Source organism: Lacihabitans soyangensis, assembly GCF_024343775.1.
Classification (GTDB): Bacteria; Bacteroidota; Bacteroidia; order Cytophagales; family Spirosomataceae; genus Leadbetterella; species Leadbetterella soyangensis.
Genome location: NZ_RJUF01000002.1, coordinates 1 through 12,278 on the forward strand (window position 1 = coordinate 1; position 12,278 = coordinate 12,278).

The 12,278-nt window shown below is 37.8% G+C and carries 14 protein-coding genes; 5 read left to right on the forward strand and 9 right to left on the reverse strand.

Translation table 11 applies throughout. The annotated features are described in order from the left end of the window. The 9 genes from EGI31_RS01120 to EGI31_RS01160 form a co-directional block, all read right to left on the reverse strand. Window positions 1–728: transposase (locus EGI31_RS01120; RefSeq protein ID WP_255035277.1), on the reverse strand; the 728-nt coding region annotated here is incomplete at its 3' end. 169 nt (window positions 729–897) lie between these two features. After that, window positions 898–1,509, reverse strand: coding sequence for a hypothetical protein (locus EGI31_RS01125; RefSeq protein ID WP_255035278.1), 612 nt, complete (start codon window positions 1,507–1,509; stop codon window positions 898–900). 1 nt (window position 1,510) lies between these two features. Further along, window positions 1,511–1,810: a Dabb family protein gene (locus EGI31_RS01130; protein ID WP_255035279.1), complete on the reverse strand. Its 300-nt coding sequence runs from the start codon at window positions 1,808–1,810 to the stop codon at window positions 1,511–1,513. A 29-nt stretch (window positions 1,811–1,839) separates the two neighbouring features. After that, window positions 1,840–2,625, reverse strand: a complete 786-nt coding sequence (locus EGI31_RS01135; RefSeq protein WP_255035280.1) for an SDR family NAD(P)-dependent oxidoreductase — start codon at window positions 2,623–2,625, stop codon at window positions 1,840–1,842. A gap of 186 nt (window positions 2,626–2,811) precedes the next feature. After that, window positions 2,812–3,708: a helix-turn-helix domain-containing protein gene (locus EGI31_RS01140; RefSeq protein WP_255035281.1), complete on the reverse strand. Its 897-nt coding sequence runs from the start codon at window positions 3,706–3,708 to the stop codon at window positions 2,812–2,814. A gap of 65 nt (window positions 3,709–3,773) precedes the next feature. Further along, complete coding sequence (locus EGI31_RS01145) at window positions 3,774–4,529, reverse strand: cyclase family protein (protein WP_255035282.1); 756 nt, start codon at window positions 4,527–4,529, stop codon at window positions 3,774–3,776. Between the two features lie 69 nt (window positions 4,530–4,598). After that, window positions 4,599–5,369 carry an SDR family NAD(P)-dependent oxidoreductase gene (locus EGI31_RS01150; RefSeq protein WP_255035283.1) on the reverse strand — a complete coding sequence of 257 codons (771 nt, stop codon included), beginning with the start codon at window positions 5,367–5,369 and terminating at the stop codon, window positions 4,599–4,601. Between the two features lie 79 nt (window positions 5,370–5,448). Beyond that, the gene (gene hisD, locus EGI31_RS01155; protein WP_255035284.1) at window positions 5,449–6,723 is read right to left on the reverse strand and encodes a histidinol dehydrogenase; all 1,275 of its coding nucleotides are present in this window, start codon (window positions 6,721–6,723) and stop codon (window positions 5,449–5,451) included. 2 nt (window positions 6,724–6,725) lie between these two features. Next, window positions 6,726–7,013 carry an antibiotic biosynthesis monooxygenase family protein gene (locus EGI31_RS01160; protein WP_255035285.1) on the reverse strand — a complete coding sequence of 96 codons (288 nt, stop codon included), beginning with the start codon at window positions 7,011–7,013 and terminating at the stop codon, window positions 6,726–6,728. 260 nt (window positions 7,014–7,273) lie between these two features. Here EGI31_RS01160 and EGI31_RS01165 point away from each other — a divergent pair, with 260 nt between their 5' ends. From EGI31_RS01165 to EGI31_RS01185, 5 genes are all read left to right on the forward strand, one after another. Continuing rightward, window positions 7,274–7,795 (forward strand): DUF3237 domain-containing protein, encoded by a 522-nt coding sequence (locus tag EGI31_RS01165; RefSeq protein ID WP_255035286.1) that lies wholly within the window; start codon window positions 7,274–7,276, stop codon window positions 7,793–7,795. Then, on the forward strand, window positions 7,780–8,688 hold the full coding sequence (locus tag EGI31_RS01170) for a helix-turn-helix domain-containing protein (RefSeq protein ID WP_255035287.1): 909 nt from the start codon (window positions 7,780–7,782) through the stop codon (window positions 8,686–8,688). Before EGI31_RS01165 ends, EGI31_RS01170 begins: the two co-directional genes overlap by 16 nt. Before the next feature lie 148 nt (window positions 8,689–8,836). Beyond that, window positions 8,837–9,610, forward strand: a complete 774-nt coding sequence (locus EGI31_RS01175) for a crotonase/enoyl-CoA hydratase family protein (protein ID WP_255035288.1) — start codon at window positions 8,837–8,839, stop codon at window positions 9,608–9,610. Between the two features lie 252 nt (window positions 9,611–9,862). Continuing rightward, window positions 9,863–11,650, forward strand: coding sequence for a feruloyl-CoA synthase (locus tag EGI31_RS01180; RefSeq protein WP_255035289.1), 1,788 nt, complete (start codon window positions 9,863–9,865; stop codon window positions 11,648–11,650). Between the two features lie 215 nt (window positions 11,651–11,865). Then, on the forward strand, window positions 11,866–12,273 hold the full coding sequence (locus EGI31_RS01185) for a GxxExxY protein (protein WP_255035290.1): 408 nt from the start codon (window positions 11,866–11,868) through the stop codon (window positions 12,271–12,273). Window positions 12,274–12,278 lie beyond the last annotated feature (5 nt).

Genomic DNA, 12,278 nt, shown 5'->3' on the forward strand with positions numbered 1-12,278 from the left:
GCTTTGACATGATACCTATCAAATACTATTTGAGCATTTGAAAATTCTGACTCCACACCACTGATAAAAGAGGGTGATAAGTCTATACAAACTTGCTTGATATTCTGTCTCTGGGTACCTTTAGTTTCCAGATAATCAGCTATTTTCGTAATGGTGTCTGCTCCCTTGCCCTCAGTTGCATGTACTACCCTTGAAGTTTTCATATCCACCGCAACGGTTATATAATCATGCCCCTTTTTAGAACTTGTCTCGTCTATTCCCAATGTTGAAATATCACTATGATCTGCACCACAATAAGCAATTCCAAGCCAATAATTAAAGATATTCCAGATGCGATTGGGGTAAACTCCAATCACTTTGCCTACCTTGTTGACTGGCATTTCTTGCTCTATTAACAACATACTAAATGCCTCAAACAGAAGTGTAAAACCACTACCTTCCCGTGCCCACGGTACTGAGACTTGTTCAACCTTATTCTCAACAGTTTTTACACGTGGTATTTTACAATGTAGGTAACACTTATGCTCAAAAAAATTCTGGTGCCGCCACTTCCTATCTACTCTATCATGTACAGTACTCTTGCCAGTCTTATCAATAAAAAATCCAACTTTGTAGTCAATCGTTAAATGAAGCTCTTTTTGATAATCCCCATCCAAAAACTCTACTTTTGAAACATACCACGGCTCATTTAAACCTAAAGCCAATTGAAATATTTGTTCACTATTCATTGAACAAATATCAGAAACAAATTTTATCTTACCCACTTAATTCAACATAGCACCTTAAATTTAAAAGGACAATTGATAAAGAAGATGGCAATTTTATTAAAAAAACTAATTCTAAAATTCGTAACTAAAAATTTACTTTTGAAAAAGAACGTTCACAAATGCCGTTAAATCATTTAACCATAATGATTTTATCTATTTTCGCTGTATCCGACTTATCAGCCATTTTGGTAATTTTTACTAAAGACACCAAAACGCTGTCAGATTTAATGTGTGCGTTGGCTTTTGTAATTGTAGAGTTGGATGAGCGACCGGCTGTCGAACTGTTGGCCACTTCGTAGGTATTTTTTAAACTATCATTTCTGAAATAACTCAAAAAAACATGTGAACCATAAAAATTTGGAGAGGCGTCCACGCTGACATACTGTAGTTTCCATAGTTCATATCTTTCTGTTTTGCTTTTAAATAAAGTTTTCACTTGATAAGCTCCTGCATCAGCAACTTCTCCATTCTTAATGGACTTCAAATAAGAGTCATAAGCTTGATTTGACTTAAGAGAATCCACCTTTTGTAAACCAGAAAAATAAAATTTGAAGTCGGTACTCTCGTCCAAACCGATGATATTACTCGACATTTGCTTTACCTTGAAATCGGTCAATTCTCTGTAAGAAGTGGAATCAATCTTGTCGATCTTCACCTCATAATCGACTTTATTTTTGAGTTTAGACTCGCCACATGAGCAGAAAACAATGGCTAAAACTGTAAAGAACAATAGTTTATTCATTCTATAAATGGTTGTAAGGTGTATAATCAATCTCTAAAAAATCCTCGACATTAGGAATCCAAAAGTTTTGAACAAAAGCCACATGAAATGGATGGTTGGTGTAGGTATCGTATTGTTCCTGTATATCAAACTCCATAGAAATACCATACTCAAACTTATTTTTGGAGCTAATTTGATTCATAACCTCAAATCTCTTGACATCTGGGATATCTTTCAATTTATCTACCGCATCAAAAAAGGCTAGTTTTTCTTCGACGCCAATGGTGTTTTTTAATTTTAGAATTACGGAGTGTCGTATCATTTTTTTATGTAAGGTCTGTTTTATTGTATTTATTGTTCATAAGGCGAAACTCCCACCGAAGTCCACCCTCCATCTATTACCACATTTTGCCCCATAATTTGCCTTGAAAGGGGCGAAACCAGAAATAAAGCCGCATGTGCGATGTCTTGGATGGTGGCTGGTCGACCAGAAGGCGTAATCCTTGACCAAGTGGCAATGTATTCCGAATCTTCCAAGGTTCTCTCTGTGAGGGTAGCTCCGGGAACAATCGTATTAATGTTAATACCATTCGGGGCCAAATCCACAATCAGATTTTTTGCGAGTTGATCTATAGCAGCCTTTGTCATACCATATGCTGCCAAGTTTTTATGGGCAGCATGTGCCGTAACCGATGAGGTAAGTAAAACACTTCCACCATTACCTTGTGCAACCATTTGTTTTGTGGCCGCTTGCGTCAGAAAAAACGTTCCAAAAAGATTCACCTGCAACAAATGCTGCATAGAAGCGGGCTGATACTCCCAGAAATCTCCAAAAGTAGTGATCCCGGCATTGGCCACAAGTATATCTAATCTACCAAAACTTTCAACTGCAAATTTTACAATATTTTGAATAACAGACATTTCTGAAATATCTCCTGCAAATGCCTTGCAGACTCCTACGCTCTCAGAAATTGTTTTGCTTACTTTCTCAGCCAAATCTTGGTCTATATCGTTCAAGATCACTTTTGCTCCGTTTTCGGCCAACTGTTTTGCAATCTCAAAACCTATTCCTACTCCTGCACCCGTGACTATGGCAACCTGATTTTCAAAATGGGTATTATCTAGTTTTCTGTCCAATGTGTATTTGTCAATTATTTCACATAAAAGTATTAAAAAAGTGTTTTAAGAAATATTGGTGGAGGAAATTAAATCCCTTTATCTAAATTTTTAATGAAAAAAGAAGCTATAACTCCGAATAGAGATAGCCAAGTTGAATAGAACCAAATATGCAAACGAACCTACACTGTTGATTCTTGGAGGATTTTATTTATATTCCTTTGGCATCATGCCTGTTTTGCTCTTGAAAAACCTTGCAAAATTACTTGGAGTTTGATTTCCCAATTTTATGGCGATTTCCGCTATGTGCAGATTAGAATATTTTAACAAGGATTTGGCCTCTAAAATCATCATTTCGTTCAATAAATCTTGCGATGATTTCATGGTAATGCTTTTAACGCATTTATTCAAATGATTGGGCGTTACATGCAGATAATCAGCATAGTCGCTTACCTTCTGCTTTTGATAAATAAATTGCGAAAGTGCCTCTTTGTAGCGTTGAACTAGACTTGCGGCCGCATTTTTTTGAGGTTTCAAATCATTTCCAGCAAACAATGAGGCCTCTTTCAATAATGCAAAAACGTAAAAAGCTATCAACTCCATTTGTTTGTTTTCCGTTTCTTGGTCTAACACCTCTAATCTATGAAAGATATTTAAAATCGGATCAACGGCTTCGGTCGAAACAGACACTACAGGATTAGAAAGAAAATTCAAGAAATTGAATTTATTGAGGTGTTTGTCCAAAGAGTAGTGCTTCAAAATATCAATATCAAAATGCACAAAGTAGCCTTGGGCATCTTTGCTCATAAACTCATGTGAGGTGATTTGATAAGGTGGCAAAAAGAAAAATTGACCAACTCCAAACTCATAGTTTGCCAAGCCTTTGCTCCTGATGGAACTTCCTTTGGTGAGAAAAATCAAATCATATACAGTTTTGCGATGAGGTGGTAGAGGGAAAGAGAGTTTATCTCTATAATTCTCGATACGATTGATATGAAAAAGATTGTGATCCTTGCTTACATTAAAAGGCCAGCTCACTCCACTGAAATGGAACGAATCCATTCCGTTGGGTTCTATTACTGGTATGTTTATATCTTTTTTCATATTTTGGCATTAAGGCCCTTTCGGCTTCCCTACGTGACCGTAACTCCGCTAATAACCAAACTCATTTACTCAAAAATTGCCACCGCTCTTGTCCAGCCAGCACTTGCCTTTTCGATTTTTGCGGGGAAACATGCTACTTTAAAGCCAAAAGGTGGCAATTGGTCAAGGTTTGCCAATTTTTCGATTTGACAATATTCTTTTTCAATACCTACATAATGTGCTTGCCAAATCACCCCCTGTCTTGGATTTGCCTTATAATCAGCCGCTTGAATATGCAATGGAATATCCCAACCCCAACCATCGGTTCCCATTACTTTAATACCTTGGTCGATGAGCCAGTGTGTAGCTTTTGCCGATGCTCCAACATGGATTTTCACAAAATCATCATTATGAATACGCTTATCGGCATCACAACGAATCAACACAATATCCAAAGGTTTTAGGGTATAATTGATAGCGGCTAGTTTTTCGATTAAATCTTCAGGCTCAAACATATAGCCATCGGGTTTATCGGTAAAATCAAGCACAACGCCATCTTGAAAAAACCACTCCAAGGGCATTTCGTCTATGGTACGTGAAGGTTTGCCTTCGCAGGTCGGGTAATAATGATAAGGTGCATCTACGTGCGTTCCGCAATGACTGGTTACCGTTAAGGTTTCACCAGCTGGCCCATTATTATTCACAAAACAATCGGTCATGCCATCAAAAAGCATCGCACCCATTTTTTTTGCCCCTTCTGCATGGTCTTCATAACTAATTTTGGTCGGAAGCGGCTCTTTTATTTTTTCTGAAATAGTTACAGAAAGGTCTATTATCTTCATTTGTAATTTAGTTACTGGTTAATTGGTCATTGGTTTAATTGGCTTTATTCAAGTATCCAATTCAAAATTTTATTTCAATAACCTTCCACCATCAACTGTAATGATATTTCCAGTTGAGAATGTCATGGAAGTGGCAAGCGAAAAAACCACATTCGCCACATCAACACCATTTGCAAAACGCCCCAATGGTGTATTATCCATTTGATTTTGCAAATAAGCTGGGTCGAAATTTTTGGTATATTCTCCTTCTACAAAGCCCGGTGAAACCGATACAACCCTGATTTTTGGAGCTAAAGCCCTTGCTAAAGAACGTGTCATGGAATCAATGGCCGATTTTGAAGCACAGTACGCAACATTACTTCCGATGCCGTAAATTCCTGCAATAGATGAAATGTTTACTATTAAAGAAGACTCATTGCTTTCGTCAGACGCTTTATTTAACAAATCCCTCATTGCTCTTACCATTGCAAAACTACCTCTGAAATTTGTTTGCATGATTTTATCAATCCACTCGTCTGTCAAGCCATCTAAATCATCGTGCTGAACAGGTGTCGTAATTCCTGCATTATTCACCAAAACATCAACTTTACCATATTTCTCTGCCACAAATGCCTTTAAATCAATTAGTTTCTGTGCATCAGTGGTTGGGGCATGGAAAATATTGTGAAGGCCTCTAAGCCCCGATGGGGGAATTACATCATTTAGCTCAGCTAATAACTTTTCTGCCTTTGCAGAGTTCGAGTTATAAGTTGCGATAACATTATATCCATTTTCTGCAAATTTTCTACAAATGGCCGAACCAATTTCTCCAGCACCTCCAGTAACCAAAACTGTTCTCATAAAACTTTTTTTAATCTGAAATCCTAAATCCTTAATCTTAAATTATTGATCTTGAATCGTAATTCGAATTAAACGTAAATCAAGAATACCGCCTAACCCTAATATCCGCTTGCTCTTTGTGTCCTGCAAAATTCTCAATTTCACATAATCTCGAACAATATTCACCAATCATGGCACTTGCTTCCGGAGTTCTGATTTCTTGGTATGTACAGGTCTTCATGAATTTACCTACCCAAAGACCTCCAGTATATTTGGCTCCATGTTTCGTTGGTAGGGTATGATTGGTTCCAATGACCTTGTCGCCATAAGCCACGTTGGTATACTGCCCCAAAAAAAGCCCACCATAGTTAGTCATTTTTTCTAAAAAATATCGGGGATCAGCTGTCATAACTTGCACATGTTCGCTAGCAATGGCATCAGCCTCAGCTACCATTTCATCTACAGTATCCACCACTATCACTTGGCCGTAGTCTCTCCAAGATACACTTGCAATATCGGCCGTTGGAAGTGTTTTCAGTTGTTTTTCAACTTCAAGAATGGTTTCTTTTGCCAATTTCTCCGAATTAGTCAACAAAATGGCTGGTGAAGTTGGGCCATGCTCAGCTTGTCCGAGCAAATCTGTGGCACAAATTTCTGCATCGCTGGTGTCATCTGCAATTACCAAAGTCTCGGTTGGGCCAGCGAGCAAATCAATTCCAATTTTACCAAATAGTTGACGCTTAGCCTCAGCCACATAGGCATTTCCCGGACCAACAATCATATCTACCGCCCCGATAGTCTCAGTTCCCAAAGCCATAGCAGCAATGGCCTGCACACCACCCAAAAGATATATTTCGTCTGCCCCTGCCATGTGCATGGCTGCAACTGTAGCGGCAGGAATTTCACCCTTGATGGGCGGAGTACATGCTATAACTCGCTTTACACCAGCTACTTTTGCAGTAAGCACACTCATATGAGCCGATGCGACCATCGGATATCTTCCCCCAGGAACATAACATCCGACACTGTTAACGGGAATATTCTTATGACCCAAAAATACTCCAGGGAGGGTTTCAACTTCAATGTCTTTCAGGGCATTTTTTTGATGCTGAGCAAAATTCCTGATTTGCGTTTGAGCAAACTCAATATCTTCAATAACCCGTGAGGGCAAACCTGCGATGATATCTATTATCTGACTTTTAGAAAGCTTGAAACTCTCAGGAGACCAATTGTCAAGCTTTCTTGAAATCTCGGTTACTGCCTTATCGCCTCCAGTTTTTATTTGCTCAATAAAACCCTCAACAGTTTCTCGCACTTGTTTGTCATTTGATTCAGCTTCGAACAAAGCAATGGCCGACTTCAAAATTCTTTTCATATTTAAACAATATTGTAATGTAAAGCTACCGGGGCGGTATTGAAAAATGGGGATAATATGGCTCTCCATTCAGTGAATAAAGGTGATTCTCTAAAACCAATTGTATGGTCCTCTAAGGTTTGCCATCTAATAAAAGCTAAAAATCTTGTAGGTTTTTCAAGACATTGATTAAACTCAACTGAGATGAAACCTTTTGATTGAGAAATAACTTTCGAGGCCGCATGGCTAGCTTCCGCAAACATTTGTTCTTTTCCTGCGAGTACATCAAACTCTGCTATTTCTAATATCATAATCCAATCAATTGTTTAGGATAAATCCTATTATTTTTTGAACAAAATTAAGCCCATTATCCATCAATTGTTAGTCAATAAAAAGCAAATAATATTCAAAATCAATCATTTTTAATTATTAGCATGATACTTTATGAATTAAATCATTCATTTATATATCTGACGCACTGAAATTGAATAGATGAAAAACAAAAAGAAATTTACAGATATTTGTTTTTAAGTTTTTGGGTTTTCCTAATATTGCATAAAAAACCTTGAACATGAAAAATAGCCTCTTTGTCCTTTTCTTTTTTACATCAATTATAGCCTTCGGGCAAAATACACCAAAAGCACCGGGTCTTGAATATGTTTGCGAGCTTAAAGTCAAACTAAATCCGCCTTATGTTGTAGGAGAAACACCACATGGTTTAAGACGAATCATACCTATAATTGGAGGTACCGTAGACGGCCCAAAAATCAAAGCAGAAATTCTTCCCGGTGGTGCTGATTGGCAAATCGTTAGAAAAGACGGAGTAGCAGAACTTGAGGCACATTACCAAATGAAAACTGACGATGGAGTTACAATTTATATTAAAAACATAGGCTTGAGAGTAGCTTCTCCAGAGGTAGCTGCAAAAATTGGAAAAGGAGAACAAGTGAGTCCATCAGAATATTATTTCAGGGCGATACCTAAATTTGAGGCCCCAACGGGTAAATATGATTGGATGAACAACGCCTTGTTTGTGTGTACAGGCGAACGCAACCCTGACAATGTGAGTATAAAAGTTTGGAAACTTTTATAAATTTGGCCAGAGTTGACCACATAAAAGTCCCAACCGTAAAACCCTCGGAGTTTGACGATTACCTTTTTGCTGATTGGAAGGCTCCTATAACAAGTCTTTACGAAAACTTCCATGTTTCTAGAATAGAAGATTACAAGAAACACCTAAAACTACCTACCCCGCCGCATCGCAGATCGGTGTACTTTCTATTATTTATTACCAATGGGATTGTGGTAAGGCGTAAAGACTTGAACAAATACGAACTCAAGAAAAACTCGTGTTTTTGCCTTTCTGCTGATCAAATCACCAGTATCGATTATGTTAGTGATGATGCTACCGGATTTTACATGCATTTCCTTCCCGAAATTTTCAATCACCCAAACCTAAAAGTAGAAATTGAAAAAGACTTTCCATTATTTTCACATTTCATTGAACCCGTATTCGAAATAACAGAGGCTAAAAAAATTGAAAATCTTTTCGAATTACTCATAGCTGAACACCTTAACGAGAATAAAGTTGGTTTGCCACTTTATGTAACAACCCTTTTAACAGAAATTAAAAGCCAAGCAACAATCACTCAATATTACAAAAAAGATGCTTCTTCAGTATTGACCCAGCGATACAAAAACGCCCTTTCGGAATTTATTTACACAAAAAAAACAGTTACCGAATATGCTGAATATCTATCAGTTACACCAAACCATCTTTTAAAATGTGTTAAAGCCACCACAGGAAAAACCGCCCATGAATTATTAGAAGAAATGCGGATATTGGAGTCCAAAGTTCTCCTTAAACAAACCACGAAAAGCATCAGCGAAATAGCAGAAACCATTGGAAAAGAAGATCCCTCGGATTTCGCACGGTTTTTTAAATCTAAAACTGGCACCACCCCAAATCAATACAGGAAAGCATAGAAAATTTTTATATTTGGACCAATTTTCTTCAATATTGATTGATTCTGCATATAAATTGACATTTTCCGCCTATTCCGAAAAGAAATAATTCAAGTACATTTGTATTATTCTTATATTTAATTATTCTTTTTAAATAGTTTTCACATTTATGAACTTGCCATCATCGCTAATTATCGAGCAGAAAGAGGACATTCTTTTGGTAAAAATCAACCGTACCGAAAAAAGGAATGCCATTAATGATGCATTGGTTTTAGGTTTGGAAAGCGTTTTTTCTAATATTCCAGATGGTGTAAAGTGTACAGTTATTTATAGCGAGGGTCAGCATTTTAGTGCCGGACTCGATTTATCAGAACTCAAAGAAAGAGATATCATAGAAGGTTTGCACCACTCAAGAATTTGGCACCGAGCCTTGGAAAAAATTCAGTTTGGTACCGTGCCCGTAGTAGCCGTTTTACATGGGGCTTGTGTAGGAGGAGGCTTGGAGATTGCCTCGGCTTGCCATATAAGAGTAGCCGAAAAAAGTACTTTCTATGCCTTGCCTGAGGGTCAGAGGGGGATTTTTGTGGGAGGTGGAGCTTCAGTGCGATTACCAAAGCTCATCGGAATGGCCCGCATGGCCGATATGATGTTTACAGGAAGGGTAATTTCTGCCGAAGAAGGCATGCCAATGGGCTTCTCTCAATATGTAACCGATGAAGGAAAAGGATTAGAAAAAGGAATAGAAATTGCAAAAAAAATAGCCCAAAATGCATCAACAACCAACTATGCCTTGATGCATGTTTTACCGAGGATAGTGGATTCAGGGCAAACGGAAGGATTGATGATGGAATCGCTAATAGCTACTATTTCTTCGTCGTCGCCAGAAGCCAAAAAACGATTGAATGACTTTTTGGAAGGCAGAGCCAAAAAGGTTGGAGAATGAGTTGATTGATTCGATTGAATTGATTTTTGATTGACGATTGTTGATTTTTCGAAAAAGGATTGAATAAAACCAAAACCCAATGATTGAGCGAAGCCGAAACCCGGTGGTTCAGCGGAGCCGAAACCCGGTGGTTGAGCGAAGCCGAAACCCGGTCGTTGAGCGGAGCCGAAACCCGGTCGTTGAGCGAAGCCAAAACCCAATGATTGAGCGAAGCCGAAACCACAATACTTTTTAAAATTTTAAAAATTCTATATGTTTAAAAAAACAAAATTTGGACCGACCTCGACCACGAAAACCATTCGTGATGACGGCTCTATTTTGTTCAAACTTAACCAATCACTTGAAGATTTTCCAGAGAAAATCAACGAAAAATTGATTTATTGGGCAAATAAAACTCCAGACAAAACTTTCATTGCACGTAGAAACCATGTCAATGAATGGAAGGAGTTTTCGTATTTTGAAACCTTGGAAAAAGTAAAATCAATTGCTCAATACCTTTTAAATCTAAATTTTTCGAAGGACGAAACCATCGTAATATTATCAGAAAACAGTATTGAACATGCCTTTTTAGCATTGGCAGCATTGCATGTTGGTATTACTTATACTCCAATATCGCCACCTTATTCCTTAATTTCAAATGACTTTGGCAAACTCAAGCATTGTTTGGAACTAATGACCCCAAAATTAGTCTTTGCACAAGACGCCAAAAATTATGCAAATGCAATTGAATTAACTAAACAGTTATTTCCTAATATTCAAATAGTTACTGCCGAACAATCTACGGAGATAGATTTTTCTGAACTCTTAAATACACCTTATAACGAAAGCGTTGATCAGGCATTTTCGAAAGTTAAACCTGAAACTGTTGCTAAGGTTTTATTTACATCAGGTTCAACCGGGTTACCTAAAGGTGTGATAAACACTCAAAAAATGTGGTGTGCTAATTTGCAGCAAATCACACAAGTTTTTCCTTTTATGCAGGAAGAACCGCCAGTATTTATTGATTGGCTGCCCTGGAATCATACTTTTGGGGGAAATCACAATTTCGGACTCACACTCTACAATGGAGGAACACTATATCTTGATGAAGGAAAACCGACCGCCAAAGGAATAGAGAGCACTGTTCAAAATCTTAGAGAAATTTCACCGACCGCCTATTTCAATGTGCCAAAAGGTTTTGAAATGTTGATCCCCTATTTTGAAAAAGAACCCGAATTGAGAGGTAAATTCTTTAAAAATCTCAATATTTTGTTTTACGCAGGAGCGAGTTTGGCCCAACCCGTTTGGAATCGGTTAGAGGAATTGGCCATGGAAACCATAGGCGAAAAAATACCAATTATTACAGGCCTCGGTTGCACCGAATCGGGTCCTTCGGCCATGTTTGCCAGCTGGGGAGGTAGTTTTTCGGGTCTCCTGGGTGTGCCTGTCGCAGGAATGGAGGTGAAATTGGTGCCAGATGGCGACAAAATGGAGGCCAGATACAAGGCTCCGAATGTAACACCGGGCTATTGGAGAAACGAGGAAGAAACGATTAAATCTTTTGACGAAGAAGGCTATTACAAAACCGGTGATGCCGTAAAGTTTGTGGACGAACATGACCCGAACAAAGGTTTGGTTTTTGATGGCAGAATTGCCGAGGATTTTAAGCTATCTACCGGCACTTGGGTAAATGTAGGCGTTTTGAAAGCCAAAATTATTTCAGCAGGTTCACCCATTGTACAGGACGTGGTCATTGCCGGATTGGATAAAGAGTATATAGGAGCGATTTTGTTTTTAAATGGAGATTCTTGTCGAAATTTGATTGGAGAAAATTTGGACTACAAAGAAGCCTATTTGCACGAAAAAGTGCATCATTTTTTGGGTGAAATGCTCGAAAAATTCAATTCACAATCTACTGGAAGTTCAACAAAAGTGGAAAGGATAATCATTGCGACGGAGCCCCCTTCGATAGATTTGGGGGAAATAACCGATAAAGGCTCTCTTAATCAAAGGGCCGTTTTGAAGCACAGGGCAGATTTGGTGGAGGAAATGTTCAGATAAGTCTATAATGGCACGCTGATGACGCTAATCTCCGAACGCTGATGGACACGGATTTAATAATCAGCAGTGTTTATATCCGTTTTATCAGCGTGACAACAAAATGATTAGTGGCAAATGGCACGCTGATGACGCTGATCTTCGAACACTGATTAAAACGGATTTAATCTGGGTTTAACAACATTAAGATGTACTCTATTTTTTAATGAAAATTATTTATGTACAAATATGGAATTACTATACAAGGACTAACTGATAAGGTTTTAAAAACATTTTATGATGTTTACAATGAACTAGGTTTTGGCTTTTTAGAAAAAGTTTATCAAAATTCACTATTTTTAGAATTGAGGTCAAGAGGTTTTCATGTTGAAGCTCAAAAGCAAATTAAAGTGAATTTCAAAGGTTTCGAGGTAGGTGAATATTACGCAGATTTAGTTGTAGATGAAAAAATAATATTGAAATTAAAAGCAGCCGAATTTATTGTTCCTGAATTTGAAAGTCAATTAATTAACTATTTGAGAGGTACTGATAAAGAAGTTGGACTCCTTTTAAATTTCGGCATTAAACCAGAATTCAAAAGGAAAGTATTTGAAAATTCAAGGAAAAATTTGAAACAAGAAAATTGAATGAT

Excerpts from the sequence above, each read along its gene's own strand:
- EGI31_RS01125 (WP_255035278.1), bottom strand. The coding sequence starts at position 1,509 with ATGAATAAACTATTGTTCTTTACAGTTTTAGCCATTGTTTTCTGCTCA.
- EGI31_RS01130 (WP_255035279.1), bottom strand. The coding sequence starts at position 1,810 with ATGATACGACACTCCGTAATTCTAAAATTAAAAAACACCATTGGCGTC.
- EGI31_RS01140 (WP_255035281.1), bottom strand. The coding sequence starts at position 3,708 with ATGAAAAAAGATATAAACATACCAGTAATAGAACCCAACGGAATGGAT.
- EGI31_RS01145 (WP_255035282.1), bottom strand. The coding sequence starts at position 4,529 with ATGAAGATAATAGACCTTTCTGTAACTATTTCAGAAAAAATAAAAGAG.
- EGI31_RS01150 (WP_255035283.1), bottom strand. The coding sequence starts at position 5,369 with ATGAGAACAGTTTTGGTTACTGGAGGTGCTGGAGAAATTGGTTCGGCC.
- hisD (WP_255035284.1), bottom strand. The coding sequence starts at position 6,723 with ATGAAAAGAATTTTGAAGTCGGCCATTGCTTTGTTCGAAGCTGAATCA.
- EGI31_RS01160 (WP_255035285.1), bottom strand. The coding sequence starts at position 7,013 with ATGATATTAGAAATAGCAGAGTTTGATGTACTCGCAGGAAAAGAACAA.
- EGI31_RS01165 (WP_255035286.1), top strand. The coding sequence starts at position 7,274 with ATGAAAAATAGCCTCTTTGTCCTTTTCTTTTTTACATCAATTATAGCC.
- EGI31_RS01175 (WP_255035288.1), top strand. The coding sequence starts at position 8,837 with ATGAACTTGCCATCATCGCTAATTATCGAGCAGAAAGAGGACATTCTT.
- EGI31_RS01180 (WP_255035289.1), top strand. The coding sequence starts at position 9,863 with ATGTTTAAAAAAACAAAATTTGGACCGACCTCGACCACGAAAACCATT.
- EGI31_RS01185 (WP_255035290.1), top strand. The coding sequence starts at position 11,866 with ATGTACAAATATGGAATTACTATACAAGGACTAACTGATAAGGTTTTA.